The 14,516-nt window shown below is 62.9% G+C and carries 10 protein-coding genes; 8 read left to right on the top strand and 2 right to left on the bottom strand.

Annotated features, from left to right (window positions below; genetic code table 11):
* Nucleotides 1-209 precede the first annotated feature (209 nt).
* A complete protein-coding gene (gene hppD, locus AC26AR_RS11625) occupies nucleotides 210-1,292 on the top strand; it encodes a 4-hydroxyphenylpyruvate dioxygenase (RefSeq protein WP_488107076.1) in 1,083 nt (360 codons plus the stop codon).
* Between the two features lie 170 nt (nucleotides 1,293-1,462).
* Here hppD and AC26AR_RS11620 read toward each other — a convergent pair whose 3' ends face one another.
* Nucleotides 1,463-1,948: an Lrp/AsnC family transcriptional regulator gene (locus tag AC26AR_RS11620; RefSeq protein ID WP_077374671.1), complete on the bottom strand. Its 486-nt coding sequence runs from the start codon at nucleotides 1,946-1,948 to the stop codon at nucleotides 1,463-1,465.
* A gap of 511 nt (nucleotides 1,949-2,459) precedes the next feature.
* On the opposite strand from AC26AR_RS11620, the gene leuA reads away from it, so the two are divergent.
* A complete protein-coding gene (gene leuA / locus AC26AR_RS11615) occupies nucleotides 2,460-4,184 on the top strand; it encodes a 2-isopropylmalate synthase (protein ID WP_077374668.1) in 1,725 nt (574 codons plus the stop codon).
* Between the two features lie 458 nt (nucleotides 4,185-4,642).
* On the top strand, nucleotides 4,643-5,833 hold the full coding sequence (gene gltS / locus AC26AR_RS11610; RefSeq protein ID WP_077374665.1) for a sodium/glutamate symporter: 1,191 nt from the start codon (nucleotides 4,643-4,645) through the stop codon (nucleotides 5,831-5,833).
* 144 nt (nucleotides 5,834-5,977) lie between these two features.
* Here the strand turns inward: gltS and AC26AR_RS11605 are convergent, their stop codons facing one another.
* Nucleotides 5,978-7,474, bottom strand: a complete 1,497-nt coding sequence (locus AC26AR_RS11605) for an SLC13 family permease (protein ID WP_077374662.1) — start codon at nucleotides 7,472-7,474, stop codon at nucleotides 5,978-5,980.
* Between the two features lie 526 nt (nucleotides 7,475-8,000).
* Here AC26AR_RS11605 and galE point away from each other — a divergent pair.
* From galE to AC26AR_RS11580, 5 genes are all read left to right on the top strand, one after another.
* Entirely contained in the window at nucleotides 8,001-9,020 is a 1,020-nt protein-coding gene (gene galE / locus AC26AR_RS11600; protein WP_077374660.1) for a UDP-glucose 4-epimerase GalE, read from the top strand.
* A gap of 167 nt (nucleotides 9,021-9,187) precedes the next feature.
* Nucleotides 9,188-10,018: a 3'(2'),5'-bisphosphate nucleotidase CysQ gene (gene cysQ / locus AC26AR_RS11595; RefSeq protein WP_077374657.1), complete on the top strand. Its 831-nt coding sequence runs from the start codon at nucleotides 9,188-9,190 to the stop codon at nucleotides 10,016-10,018.
* Nucleotides 10,019-10,043: 25 nt separating this feature from the next.
* A complete protein-coding gene (locus AC26AR_RS11590) occupies nucleotides 10,044-11,939 on the top strand; it encodes a phosphoethanolamine transferase (protein WP_488107075.1) in 1,896 nt (631 codons plus the stop codon).
* 1 nt (nucleotide 11,940) lies between these two features.
* Nucleotides 11,941-13,293 carry a UDP-glucose dehydrogenase family protein gene (locus AC26AR_RS11585; RefSeq protein WP_488107074.1) on the top strand — a complete coding sequence of 451 codons (1,353 nt, stop codon included), beginning with the start codon at nucleotides 11,941-11,943 and terminating at the stop codon, nucleotides 13,291-13,293.
* Entirely contained in the window at nucleotides 13,290-14,432 is a 1,143-nt protein-coding gene (locus AC26AR_RS11580) for a glycosyltransferase family 4 protein (protein ID WP_488107073.1), read from the top strand. Before AC26AR_RS11585 ends, AC26AR_RS11580 begins: the two co-directional genes overlap by 4 nt.
* Nucleotides 14,433-14,516: the final 84 nt, after the last annotated feature.

Raw genomic sequence — 14,516 nt, 5'->3', positions numbered from 1 at the left:
TTCGTTACATGTCTGGCGTGGGGGGAGGCAGGATACGGCACCAATGAGGGCGCAAGGTGCATGGGCAGGGCGGCAGGCAAGGCATAGATTCCCGATAACGGAATCGGGACATCACAGGTGATGTGCGGCGCGTTCGCCTGTCATGAAGGATGTCGCCCGCCTTTCTCTACCTTGCCTGCCTTGTCGGCAGCCTGACTCAGGAGTACCTCATGAACGCACCGGCGCGTATCGAACAGCACAATCCCATCGGCACGGACGGCTTCGAGTTCGTCGAGTTCACGGCCCCGGATGCCGCCGGCATCGATGCCCTGCGCAAGTTGTTCAATCAGCTCGGATTTACCGAGACCCGTCGCCATCGCTCCAAGCAGGTGTTCCTGTTCCAGCAGCATGGCATCAATGTGGTGCTCAACGCCGAGCCGAACAGCCCCGCGGCACGCTTCGCGGCGATTCATGGCCCGAGTGCCTGTGCGATGGCCTGGCGCGTGGCAGATGCCGAGCAGGCGCATCGCTACGCGCTGGCGCACGGCGCACGCAGTGTCCAGCACCCTGTCGGCTCGGGAGAGGTCGGTATCCCGGCGGTGGAGGGGATTGGCGGCTCGGTGCTGTATTTCGTGGATCATCACCGGGAACGCTCGATCTACGACACCGACTTCGTCGCCATCGAGGGGGCGGTGGAGAATGCCAACAGCGTCGGCCTGCATACGCTGGATCATCTGACGCACAATGTCGGACGCGGCCAGATGGATGTGTGGGCGGACTTCTATGCCCGTATCGCCAACTTCCGCGAGATCCGTTATTTCGATATCGAGGGCAAGATGACCGGGCTCTTCTCGCGAGCCATGACAGCGCCCTGCGGCAAGATGCACATTCCCATCAACGAGTCCGCCGACGACAACTCCCAGATCGCGGAATTCATCCGGGATTACAACGGGGAAGGCATCCAGCATCTGGCGATGGCGACGGATGACATCTATGCCACCGTCAAGGCGCTCAGAGCCAATGGCGTCAAGTTCCTGACCACACCCGAACCCTATTATGAAAAGGTCGATGCACGGGTGCCCAACCATGAAGAGAACGTCGAGGATCTCAAGGCCTTGAGCCTGCTGGTGGATGGCGCACCGGGTGAAGGAATCCTGTTGCAGATCTTCACCGAGACGGTGATCGGGCCGATCTTCTTCGAGATCATCCAGCGCAAGGGCAATGACGGTTTCGGTGAAGGCAATTTCAAGGCGCTGTTCGAATCCATCGAGGAAGACCAGATCCGTCGCGGGGTGCTGGAGGGCGAGCGGTGAGCTTCATCGCGAGCAGCGGGCGCTCACCAGAGCTGGCCTGCCGGAGTGACCGGCTAGCGTGGCCGTCAGCCTGAACCTTCCGCCTGATGAACCTTCCGCCTTGAAACGACGACGCCCCGCCGAGATTCGGCGGGGCGTCGTCGTTTGGTCAACTGGCCTTCATGGCGTCATCACATCGTCGGCACGCGCTGATGGTCGATCACCTGACGCAGCACGAAGCTTGAATGCACGCCGGTGACGCCCTCGATACGGGTGATCTGCTTGAGCAGCAGGTCGTGATAGTCATCCATGTCATTGACGACCACCTTGAGCTGGTAGTCGGCTTCCTGACCGGTGATCAGCAGGCACTCCATCACCTGGGGCAGCGCCGCGATGGTTTCCTCGAAGTTGGCGAAGCGCTCCGGGGTATGGCGGTCCATCGAGATATGCAGCAGCGCCATCAGGCTCAGGCCCAGCTTGCGGGCATCGACCTGTGCCCGATACCCCGTGATCATGCCGCTTTCTTCCAGGGCACGTACCCGGCGCAGGCAAGGTGACGGTGACAGGCCAATGCGCTCGGCGAGCTCCTGATTGCTGATGCGTCCCGACTGCTGGAGTTCGTCAAGAATCCGTCGATCGAAGCGGTCCAGTGTCGGGAGAGAAATGTTCTGGCTCATTTTTCGCAATCCATTGGCGGTGAAGGTGTGAATTATGAAATAAAATGCTTTCAAGATGGCGGTTTAGTGGGTTTTTCGCAATCATGCGCCCCGATATGAAGCATATACTGTAATCACTGTTCAGCGATTCAGATGTTCGACCATCAGGGTCGTGCGAGCAGGTGGACTGGCCACCCTGTCCAGCCCGCTTCCTGCGGAACCCGGCTCGCTTCTGATCGATGCGAGGCCGCTGAGAGGCATTCGACGGTGATCCCGCGATCTCTCCTTCCGCGCTGGCAACCGTGATCCGGAGCCACGTCCTGTCGCAGGTAGCGGCCATGTTCTCTACCTCCGACTTGCTTGCCTGTCGCGCTGGCGGCAAGCTTTCGGATGCGAGGGCCTTGATGCCCTCGTCATCTCACATTTACTCAGGCGCCCCGATTGGGACACTGTTGAGCGGGAAAGGTGCCATCGAATCCGCCTCCGGATGTCGAACGTTGCTTTCCACGCCCACCACGCCAAGGACACGACCATGACTGCTGCATCCACGCCAAGTGCTGCCTTCGACCACACCAAATATCGCCCCGTCACGCCTGTCGCGCTGACCGACCGCCAATGGCCGTCGCGTACCGTGACCCAGGCGCCGCTATGGGCCAGTGTCGACCTGCGCGATGGCAACCAGGCGCTGCTTGAGCCGATGACGGTCGAGCAGAAGAAGCTGATGTGGAAGCTGCTGGTCAAGATCGGCCTCAAGGAGATCGAAGTCGGTTTCCCGTCCGCCAGTCAGCTCGATTTCGACTTCGTGCGCTGGTTGATCGAGGAAGACCAGGTGCCGGAGGGTGTCAGCATCCAGGTGCTGGTGCAGGCGCGTGAGCACTTGATCGCCCGTACCTTCGAGTCACTGGTCGGGGCGCGCGATGCCGTGGTGCACGTCTACAACTCCACCTCCACCGTTCAGCGCGAGCGGGTGTTCGAGATGGATCGTGAGGGCATCAAGGCCATCGCCGTCGAAGGTGCGCAGCTGGTCAAGGACTACGCTGCGCGTTACCCGGACACCCACTGGGTGTTCCAGTACTCGCCGGAGAGCTTCACTTCCACCGAGATGGATTACGCCGTCGAGGTCTGTGAAGCGGTGATGGATGTCTGGCAGCCGACACCGGACAATCGCTGCATCCTCAACCTGCCGGCCACGGTGGAAGTGGGCCCGCCCAATCACTTCGCGGATCAGGTCGAGTACTTCATCAAGCACTTGAGCCGTCGTGACTGCGCGATCATCTCGCTGCATACCCACAATGACCGGGGCGGTGCCGCTGCCGCTGCCGAGCTCGGCCTGCTGGCCGGGGCGGACCGCATCGAAGGGACCTTGCTGGGCAATGGTGAGCGTACCGGCAACATGGACCTGATCACCCTGGCGATGAATCTCTACAGCCAGGGGATCGACCCGGAGCTGGATCTCTCCAACCCGGACGAGATCATCCAGGTCTACACCGAGTGCACCAACCTGCCGGTGCATCCGCGCCACCCGTGGGTCGGGGAGCTGGTCTACACCGCCTTCTCCGGCAGCCATCAGGACGCGATTCGCAAGTGCCTCAAGAAGCAGCAGGCGGACGAGCCGTGGCAGGTCGCCTATCTGCCCATCGACCCGCAGGATCTGGGTCGCGACTTCCAGGCGGTGATTCGCGTCAACAGCCAGTCCGGCAAGGGCGGCATGGCCTTCCTGCTCGAACGCGATCACGGCATCAGCCTGCCGCGCTGGATGAGCCTCGAGCTCGCCCCGCACGTGCAGAAGGCCAGCGAGCAGGTCAGTGGTGAGCTGTCCAGCAACCAGATCCGCGCGATTCTCGATGCCAGCTTCAAGCGCGAGGCACCGCTGAGTCTCAAGGGCTATCGACTGGATCGTGAGGGGGCCGAGCAGCTCACCGCGACACTGATTGACGAGAAGGGTGAGCAGATTGCCCTGGCCGGTGAAGGCAACGGTGCCATCTCCGCCTTCATGGATGCCTGGCAGCGTCACACCGGTGCCACCGTCAGCGTGGTGGACTACGGCGAGCATGCGCTCGGGGAAGGCAGTGACGCCGTGGCGGTGGCCTTCGTGATGCTCAATCTCGATGGTAAGCGCGTCTGCGGCATGGCCGAGGATGGTGACACCGTGAGCGCGTCACTCAAGGCGGTGCTGTCGGCGGTCAATCGCGGCCTGGAAAGCAGTGCACGCAGTGAAGCGGAACGTGCCGAAGAGGCGGGTCCCGTCGCCGTCTGACGGCAATGAGCGACACGAGCGTCCACGAAAGGCGGAAATCCTGCTTGCAGTGACGGTCCACGAAGCCCTCGCCCCTTGCGGCGAGGGCTTCGTCGTTTCTCAAGGCCGATCACTCCCCAGCCCAGTCATGGCAAGGGATGAGCGCAATGTCAGTAGCTGATAACCCCGGCCTTGGCATGGCGAGCGGATATAGACTTTTGTCGGAAGTTGTCTGACGAGTCAATATCCGGACTTGCACCGGTGCCATCCCTGCGTATCATCGCTGCATCCGCGTAAATGATAACGATCTGGTGGTACAACGGATTCGAGAGCACAACAATTCCAAGCGGTGCAAGGGCAACCCCCCTGAGTGACGAGACAATGGATGTGTCCCCATCCCCTCGTCGGTCGGGATTCGCCGGTGCACCTCTCGTTCAGGAGGTCCGCTAGAACAACCCACAACTACTCATCGGTATCGCATGATTCAACTTGATGCTATCACTACCCTGCTGCTGGCGGCGCTTGTCCTCGTCGTCGGTCATCTGATTGTCGAGCGCGTACGCGTGCTGCGCGAGTTCAACATCCCCGAACCTGTGGTCGGCGGTCTCATCGCCACCCTCATCGTCACCGGCCTGCGTGGCCTGGGCTACGAGTTCCAGTTCTTCGCCGGTCTCCAGACCCCCTTCATGTTGCTGTTCTTCGGCTCGGTCGGCCTGTCGGCGGACGTCCGCATGATTCGTGCCGGCGGCAGCAAGCTGATCCTGTTCCTCGTGCTGGTCATCGGCCTGCTCATCCTGCAGAACCTGCTGGGTGTCGGTGTTGCCAGCCTGTTTGGCCTCGACCCGGTACTGGGGCTGCTCGGCGGTTCCATCACCATGTCCGGTGGTCACGGTACAGGGGCTGCCTGGGCCAACGTCTTCGCCGACGAATATGGCATCAATGGCGCGATGGAAGTCGCGATGGCCTGTGCCACCTTCGGGCTGGTGTTCGGGTCGCTGATCGGTGGGCCGACGGCACGTTTCCTGATCAATCGCATGAAGCGTGAAGGGCAGGACATCAATGCCCAGGTCAGCGATTCCGAGTATGACGAGACGGAAGTCCAGCACCCGCTGAATACCGCCAATGCTCTGAAAACGCTCTTCATGTTGCTGCTCGGGGTCGTCAGCGGTCAGCAGCTGCAGGCACTCACGGCGGATACGGCCTTCTCGCTGCCGACCTTCGTGTGGGTGCTGTTCAGCTGTATCGTCATCGGCAACGTGGTGCGCGCCTTCGGCGACAAGCACCTCAATACCCATGCCGTGGATGTGCTGGGCAACATCAGTCTGTCCATCTTCCTGGCACTGGCACTGATGACGCTCAAGCTCTGGGATCTGGCCAATCTGGCACTGCCGATTCTGGCCATTCTGCTGGCACAGGTCGCGCTGGTGTTCCTCTACACCACCCAGGTCACTTTCCGCCTGATGGGCAAGAACTACGACGCTGCGGTACTGGTCGCGGGTAACTGTGGCTTCGGCATGGGCGCCACGCCGACGGCGATCGCCAACATGCAGGCGGTCACGCAGCACCACGGGCCGTCGCGTCTGGCCTTCATCATCGTGCCGGTGGTGGGTGGCTTCCTGATCGATATCGCCAACTCGCTGATCATCAAGGGCTTCCTCGGCTTCTTCTGAACATGACAGCAGGTGTCATGATGAGATGTCGCAGAATCTGCCTGGCATGAACGACAACGCCGGACTCCATGGGAGTCCGGCGTTGTCGTTTCGGGGAATCCCCCTTGCGGCGCGAGTGATGGGTCACGTCACGCTGTCAGGGAATCAGCTCCACAGTGCCACGATCAGGCCATAGGCCAGCAGCGTGACCACCACGGTGCCTGCCAGGTTCAGGAAGAAGCCGGCGCGCATCATGGTCTGGATCTTGAGGTGCCCGGTGGCGAACACGATGGCGTTGGGTGGCGTGGCCACCGGCATCATGAAGGCGCAGCTGGCCGCGATGGCCGCCGGCACGGTGATCAGCAGCGGGTCGATGTCCAGCGACAGCGCAAGCGCGCCCAGCAGGGGCAGGAAGGCGGCTGCCGTCGCGGTATTGGACGTGACCTCGGTCAGGAAGATGATCACCAGTACCACGATGCCCACGAGCCCGATGAGCGGCAGCACGCTGAACATCGAGAGCTGTCCGGCGATCCACTCCGCCAGACCCGAGCTCTTGATGACGCCCGCCAGTGCCAGTCCCCCCCCGAACAGCAGCAATACGCCCCAGGGCAGGTCACGCGCGTCTTCCCACACCAGCAGGCGACGACCGCGTGAGGTGCCGGAGGGAATCGCGAACAGCCCGACGCCGATGGCCATGGCGATGCCGGTATCCGACAGCCACTCAAGGCCGCTCTGATTGATCAGCGGGCGGAACATCCACAGCAGGGCGGCTACCAGGAAGGCGATGCCGACACGTTTCTCGGCGCTGCTCATGACACCCAGTGCCTTGAGCTCACGCTTTATCATCTCGCCACTGTCCGAAGTCTCGGATGCGAAGGAGAAGGGCGTGCGCGTCAACCACCACCAGGTGATGGTGCACATCGCGATGGCCACCGGCAGGCCGACGACCATCCACTGGGCGAAGCCGATCTCGATGCCCTGGTCACTGGACAGGTAACCCGCCAGCAGGGCATTCGGCGGCGTACCGATCAGTGTCGCGATACCGCCAAGGCTGGCGGAGTAGGCGATGGCCAGCAGCAGGGCGGCGGCGTAGCGCTTCAGCTCCGGGTCGTCGCTGTCGCGCTCATCCCGGCCACTGGACATCAGGCTGACCACTGACATGCCGATGGGCAGCATCATGATGCTGGTCGCGGTATTGGATACCCACATGCTGATGAAGCCGGTGGCGATCATGAAACCGGCGATCTGACGGCGGGGTGAATGGCCGGCAAGCTTCAGCGTATGCAGGGCCACGCGGCGATGCAGGTCCCAGCGCTGCATGGCGATCCCGAGCAGGAAGCCACCGAGGAACAGGTAGATGGTCGGATTGGCATAGGCTGCCGTGGTGCTCTTGATGTCGTCGATGCCAAGTGCGGGCACCAGCACGATGGGCAACAGCGATGTCACCGGTATCGGCAATGCTTCGGTGGCCCACCAGGTCGCCATCAACAGCGCCAGGCCCACGCAGAGCCAGGCGGTGTCCGGCATGTCGCCCGGGGCAGGGGTCAGCCAGGTCAGCAGCAGCAGGAGCGGACCGAGTATCAGACCGATACGCGCCGCAAGTGGCGCTTGTGGCGGCGTGGAGGATTGATCAACGACGTGATCGGTAGGTTGCTCAGGCATGTCGACTCCAGAGAAGCCCGCTGGCGACAGGCTTCCTCATCATGTTGGTCATCGTGTTGTTGGTATGGGTCATGGTAGGTGATGGCACGTTGTCGTGTTGGCGTTGTTCACTGCACGGCATGCATTCGTTCCTGAACGGGAGGTCATGCACGTCGTGTCATGCTGCCTGCGTCGGTCGATCGCCGCCGAGAGTCGGTCAGGTGGGGCTTTCGGGCCGGCAGGCGGCGCCATTGTCTCAGCATTGCGCCACGGCTCAATAGCCTTCATTGCCTGTTTCGAAACTCCCGTGGGTGAAACCTTGACGCCGCGCAAGCGCGACGCTCGATCCGAGGCGCTCAGGTCGCGTGCGAGGCCTTGCGTGACGCCATCCTGCACGGGTCAGGTTGCTGTCTGGCGACAGACGCTGTCGTTGGCTGTGGACTTGTGAGCGCAAGGGCTGGAAGGTAGGGTTAGCAGCCATGAACGGGGCCGGCGCAGGTCAACTGCGCGGCCCACTGTCGCGTTACTTTCACAAGGAAGATGATGGATGATTCTGGTCACGGGTGGTGCAGGCTACATCGGGTCTCATACGGTATTGGCGCTCATGGAGGCCGGCCATCAGGTGCTGGTGCTGGACAACCTGTCCAATGCCAGCGAAGCCTCCCTCGCGCGTGTGGCGACGCTTGCCGGACGCGAAGTGCCGTTCGTCGAAGGGGATATCCGCAACGGCGCGCTGCTCGACAGCCTGTTCGAGCGTCATGATATCGAGGCCGTGGTCCACTTCGCCGGGCTCAAGGCGGTGGGCGAGAGCGTCGCCAAGCCGCTGGCCTACTACGACAACAACGTCAATGGCACCCTGGTGCTGTGTGATGCCATGGCGCGGGCCGGCGTCAAGCGTATCGTGTTCTCTTCCTCCGCCACCGTGTATGGCGATCCGGCGTCCACGCCGATCCGTGAAGACTTCCCGACGTCCGCGACCAACCCCTACGGCCGCTCCAAGCTGATGGTCGAGGAAGTGCTGCGTGACCTGTCCGTGGCGGATGACAGCTGGCGCATCGCGCTGCTGCGCTATTTCAATCCGGTGGGTGCCCACGAGTCCGGTACCATCGGTGAGGACCCCAACGGCATCCCTAACAACCTGGTGCCCTATATCAGCCAGGTGGCGGTGGGTCGCCTTGAAGAGCTGGCCGTGTTCGGCGATGACTATCCGACGCCGGATGGCACCGGGGTGCGTGACTACATCCACGTCGTCGACCTGGCCGATGGCCACCTCAAGGCGCTGGACTATCTGGCCGGTGAAGCGCGTGATGGCGTCCACACCTACAACCTGGGCACCGGCACTGGCTATAGCGTGCTGGACATGGTCAAGGCCTTCGAGAAGGCCAGCGGTCGCCCGGTGCCTTATCGCATCGCGCCGCGGCGTTCCGGTGATATCGCCGAATGCTGGGCGGAGCCGGACAAGGCCTTCAAGGAATTGAAGTGGAAGGCGGAGCTGGGGCTGGATCGCATGATGGCTGACAGCTGGCGTTGGCAGTCACGCAACCCCAATGGCTATCGCAGCAACTGAAGCAGGCATAGCAGCACCGATTGAGATGGGCGTGCGAGTAAGCTCGCACCCCGTCATCAATGGCTTCCTGGAAGCGGCCGTGGGCAGAATCCGCGGCCGCTTTTGCGTATGATGGCCCCGAGCTGAAAGCCGCGTGCTGACTCCCTTGAATTATCTGCGAGACTTCCATGAATCAGTCTGATGTCACCCCTGATCTTGAACTTCTGACGGCCATCGAGACGCTCTGCCGTGAAGCGGGGCAGGCGATACTCGCCGTTGCGCAGGGCGGCGATCTCGAGACACGCGCCAAGGCCGATGACAGTCCGGTGACGGCCGCGGATCTTGCGGCACACCGTGTGCTGGTGGAGGGGCTGGCCCGCCTGACGCCGCAGATTCCGGTGCTCTCCGAGGAAAGCGACAAGGCGGATATCGTGGCGCGCCGTGACTGGCAGACCTTCTGGCTGGTGGACCCGCTGGATGGCACCCGCGAGTTCGTCAACGGCAGTGGCGAATACACCGTCAATGTCGCCTTGATCCAGGGGACGCGCAGCGTGCTGGGCGTGGTGGATGCGCCGGTGCTCAGGGCGACCTGGAGCGGGCTTGATGGCGTGGGCGCGTTTCGCGAGGATGCCAATGGACGAACGGCCATTCGCGTCAGCCCGGAGCCCGAGGTGTTGAGAGTCGTGGCCAGCAAGTCGCATCTCGATGCGCAGACGGCGGCGCTGATCGAGCGTCTGACGCCGGTCGAGACCGTCAGCTGCGGCAGTTCGCTGAAATTCTGTCGTATCGCGGAAGGCGACGCGGATCTCTACCCGCGCTATGCCCCGACCTGCGAGTGGGACACCGCCGCGGCGCAGGCCGTGCTGGAAGCGGCGGGCGGGTGTGTCTTCGATGCGCAGAGCCTGACCGATGGTCAGCCGGATGTCCTGCGTTACAACGCGCGTGACACCCTCAGAAATCCTTTCTTCATTGCCTGTGGCCAGTCTGACGGCCGCTGGCGCCAGGTGCTGGAGTGCTGACGCTTGCGCCTGAGCGAGATGACTCATGATGCGTGAAACCCATGACAATGAGCGGCCCGGGGCCGGTGGTGGCGAAGGCATGCTGCGCCGCGCGGGGCGTGCTCTCTTTGCCAGACGCACCGATGGCGGTGTCGCCGGTGGGCTGATCAGCGCCGTGCTGCTGTCATCGCTGGCCAGTCTGGTGCCATTGATCTACCACGGGCTGCTCGAGGGCGGTCTGATCCTTATCGGCAACCTGCTGCTGTGGCCGTGTCTGCTGGCGGCAGCCCATCGCCCACGCTGGCGCTGGCCGGCACTTGGTCTGATGGCCGCACTGGGCGTCAATCTCTCGGCCAGTGTGGTCAGCGCCGTCTATTACGATTCGCGCTATGGCCTGGCCTTCGCGCTGAGTTCGCTGGATACCAGTCGCAGCGAGTCGATGGCGATGCTGTTCAAGTTCCCGCTGGCACTCATCGTGCCGCTGGGGTTCTTCCTGCTGGCCCTGTCATTGGCCAATCGCCATGGGGCGGGGTTGGCTCGCGCCCGGCTGGGGGGGCGCAGCGGAATCGCCTTCGTGCTCTGGATGCTGATGCTGCTGGCAGGTAGCTGGCAGTGGGGGCGTGCCAGCGTGCCGCTGGCCATCACCACGCTGTCGGTATCGCCGGGCTGGAACCTGGCCACCACCTCACATGCCTGGTGGGAAAAGGAGCGTTTCAAGGCACTGATGGCGGATGACTACGATTTCGGCAAGGTCACGCTCAGCCCTGAAGTGCCGGATGATGCGGTCTTCGTGCTGGTGATCGGTGAGTCCCAGCGGCGTGATCAGCTGTCGCTCTACGGGTATTCGCGCCCGACCACGCCCAATCTCGACGCCCGTCGTGATCAGCTGGTGGTCTTTGACCAGGCCATCGCGCCGGCGCCGCAGACGGTGCTGGCGGTGCCGATGCTTTCCAGTCTGATGGACCCGCGCACCTTCTCGCCGCGCTATCTGGATGCCAACCTGATTTCACTGGCCAATCAGGCCGGCATGCATACGGAGTGGCTGTCGCGTCAGGGGCTCGATATCACCTCCGAGCGCACCTGGATCACCGCCATCGCCCAGCGTGCCGACGTCGCCAGAACCATCATGACGGAGTACGACGACGGACTGCTGGATGCACTCGATGAGGCACTGGCGCGCAAGGTCAAGGGGCCGCGACTGATCGTGCTGCATCTGTACGGCAGCCATCCGCCGGCCAGCCTGCAGTACCCCGACTCGCTGCGTTACTTCCTGACACCGGACAGTACCTCGCCGCTGACCGATGCCTATGACGACAGTATCCGCTTCACGGACCAGGTGCTGGAGGGCGTCTTCCAACGTCTCGAGGGTCGCCATGCCGGCGTGCTCTACCTTTCCGATCATGGTCTTGAGCATGATCCGCTCAGCGATGCTTACGTGCATGGCGGTGATCGCCCCAGCCAGGCGCCTTATCGCATTCCCCTGTGGCTGTGGCAGGCGGGGCGTGGTCCCAATCCCGAGCGTGAGATGGTGCATCTGCGCGAGCATGCCCGTCAGCCGTTCGCCAGTTTTGATCTTCCCTATCTGGCCAGTGACTGGATGGGAATCCACTTCTCGGGGGACAAGCCATGTCTGTCACCCTGGTCGGCCTGCTATCAGCCGCGCGAGCGCCATCCGGTGCTGGATCAACTGGGGCGTCTGAACTTCTTCGAGGATCTGCCGTCGGACTTTCTTGCCCGGCCGCTGGCCCCCGGTGCCGAAGAACTGGAAGAGGCCGTGGAGGCCACGACGCGTCTGCTGGAAAGTCCGGATGGCTTGCTCGACAGCGCTTCGGATGGCGCGTCATCCGCTCGTGCACAATCTTCTGGCGTGACGGCGAGGGAAACCTCCGCGCCGATCACCCTGTCACCCCCTTCACTACCCTCAGAGACACCCAAGGACTGACATGAAAATCACTGTCTTCGGAACAGGTTACGTAGGTCTGGTCACCGGCACCTGTCTGGCGGATGTTGGCCATGACGTGATCTGCATGGACGTGGACGCCGCCAAGATCGAGCGCCTCAAGCAGGGTGAGATCCCCATCTTCGAGCCGGGACTCGAGAGCATGGTGACGCGCAACGTGGAGGCGGGACGTCTCAACTTCACCACCGACGCCCGCGAGGCCGTCGCGCACGGCGTGCTGCAGTTCATCGCCGTGGGCACGCCGCCGGATGAAGACGGCAGTGCCGATCTCAAGTACGTGCTGGCCGTGGCGGGCACCATCGGTGAGCACATGGATGACTACAAGGTCATCATCGACAAGTCCACCGTGCCGGTGGGCACGGCAGACCGCGTGCACGCCCGCGTGGCTGAAGTGCTCAAGCACCGCGGCGTGAGCGTTGCGTTCGATGTCTGCTCCAACCCGGAATTCCTCAAGGAGGGCGCGGCGCTGGAGGACTTCACGCGTGGGGCCCGCATCGTGGTCGGCACCGATTCCGAGGCGGTGCGCGAGCGCATGCGCGAATGCTACGCCCCCTACAATCGCAACCATGAAAAGCTGATGTTCATGGATGTGCGCGCCGCCGAGCTGACCAAGTACGCCGCCAACGCGATGTTGGCCACCAAGATCAGCTTCATGAACGAGATCTCCAATCTGGCCGAGCGTCTCGGGGCGGATATCGAGGAAGTGCGTCGCGGGATCGGCAGTGATCCGCGCATCGGCTACCACTTCATCTACCCGGGCTGTGGCTACGGTGGCTCCTGCTTCCCGAAGGATGTCCAGGCACTGGCACGTACCGCCAGTCAGGTAGGCTATGAGGCCGAGCTGCTCACCGCAGTGGAATCCGTTAACAAGCGCCAGAAGGTCACGCTGTTCGAGAAGCTGTCACGCGCCTTCGATGGGGATCTCGCCGGCAAGACCATCGCCGTCTGGGGGCTGGCCTTCAAGCCGAACACCGATGACATGCGCGATGCGCCGAGCCGCACGCTGATGGAAGCGCTGTGGGCGGCGGGTGCCAAGGTGCAGGCCTATGACCCGGAAGCGATGAAGGAATGCCGTCGTATCTACGGTGAGCGCGATGACCTGGTGCTGGTCGCGGATCGCATCCAGGCGGTCAAGGGCGCGGATGCGCTGGTGATCTGCACCGAGTGGAAGGAATTCCGCACGCTGGATGGCGAGTGGTTGAAGCAGCAGCTGGCCTTCCCGGTGGTGGTGGATGGCCGCAACCTCTTCGAGCCGTCCGCCATGAAGTCTGCCGGCCTGATGTATTACGCGGTCGGCCGTGGTGATTCCATGCATCAAGCTCCGGAGGCCTCGTGAGCGCGGGTCTCGCGAGGTCAGAAAAGCTGGCCGCGATTGCCATTCGTCAGGTCGAGAAGAGCACCGGTGCCAGTCGCAACGCCTTCGAGCAGGCGGACGCCCTGACCGCGCTGGGGTATCGCGTGGTGATTCTCGCCGAACGTGGCAAGCCTGAGCTGGCGCGGGAGCATGGCGCGGAGCTGGTGCGTCTGTGGCGCTGGCCGTTCAAGGGGGCCTATCGGCGCTTCTGGTTCAATCGTCGGGTTCAGGTATGGGCCCGTCGCCACACGCCGGACCTGCTGGTCAGCCATGGGGATTGCGAGAGCCCGGATACCGTCTATCTGCACAACTGCGTGCATCTGGCGTCACAGTGCATCCATGGCCGTGATCTGCCTGAGAATCATGAAGTGGCCGCGATCCATGATCACGTGCTCAACGGTGGCAAGTTCCGTCAGGTGGCGGTCAATTCGCGCATGATGGGCGATGATCTCGTCGAGCGCTACGCGATCTCTCCGGACAAGATCGAGATCAGCTACCCGGGCTATGACCCGGTGCAGTTCACGCCCGAGCGTGCACGTGCCGGCCGTGAAGCCCAGCGTGAGGCGCTTGGCGTCAGTGGGGAAGAGCAGTTGATCGGGCTGGTGACCTCAGGGAACTTCACCAAGCGCAATGTGGCCGGATTCGTCGCCATGGCCGCGCTGATGGAGCAGGCCAGCCCCGGACGCTATCGCTTTCTGGTGGTGGGCAAGGATGATGCCGCGCCCTACCAGCAGCAGGCACAGGTGGCCGGCGTGGCTGAGCGCATGATCTGGCGTTCGACCATCGCCGAGGTCGAAACGCTCTATGGTGCGCTGGACCTGTTCGTTCTGCCGGCACATATCGAGGAATTCGGACGTGTCGCGCTGGAAGCCATGGCCTGTGGTACGCCGGTACTGCTCAATGCGCGTGTCGGCTCGGCCGAGTTGCTCGACGATCACCCCTCGTTGGTGATGGCCGCGCAATCCAGCCCGACGCAGTGGGCCGAGCGCTGTACCCATCTGCTGGAGAGCGACTCCGATGCGCTGAGCAGAACCCTGGCCGCACTTGCCACGGGCTACTCCCATCAGGCCCAGAACCTCAAGCTCAAGGCCAGTTTCGAGGCATTGATGGCGGGACGCTGAGCGAATCACCTGCTGATCAGAAAGCCCTGTATCCCGCTGGATACGGGGCTTTTTTTCTGTCAGGCATCGCGCGGGGGTCCCTGG

It is taken from the genome of Cobetia sp. PS-4MA (assembly GCF_057670765.1).
The sequence above is the reverse complement of the archived record's forward strand: the minus strand, read 5'-3'. Positions and strand labels throughout refer to the sequence as shown.

Coding starts and splice junctions, on each gene's coding strand:
- gltS (WP_077374665.1), top strand. CDS start 4,643: ATGATTCAACTTGATGCTATCACTACCCTGCTGCTGGCGGCGCTTGTC.
- AC26AR_RS11590 (WP_488107075.1), top strand. CDS start 10,044: ATGATGCGTGAAACCCATGACAATGAGCGGCCCGGGGCCGGTGGTGGC.
- galE (WP_077374660.1), top strand. CDS start 8,001: ATGATTCTGGTCACGGGTGGTGCAGGCTACATCGGGTCTCATACGGTA.
- AC26AR_RS11620 (WP_077374671.1), bottom strand. CDS start 1,948: ATGAGCCAGAACATTTCTCTCCCGACACTGGACCGCTTCGATCGACGG.
- leuA (WP_077374668.1), top strand. CDS start 2,460: ATGACTGCTGCATCCACGCCAAGTGCTGCCTTCGACCACACCAAATAT.
- AC26AR_RS11605 (WP_077374662.1), bottom strand. CDS start 7,474: ATGCCTGAGCAACCTACCGATCACGTCGTTGATCAATCCTCCACGCCG.
- hppD (WP_488107076.1), top strand. CDS start 210: ATGAACGCACCGGCGCGTATCGAACAGCACAATCCCATCGGCACGGAC.
- AC26AR_RS11585 (WP_488107074.1), top strand. CDS start 11,941: ATGAAAATCACTGTCTTCGGAACAGGTTACGTAGGTCTGGTCACCGGC.
- cysQ (WP_077374657.1), top strand. CDS start 9,188: ATGAATCAGTCTGATGTCACCCCTGATCTTGAACTTCTGACGGCCATC.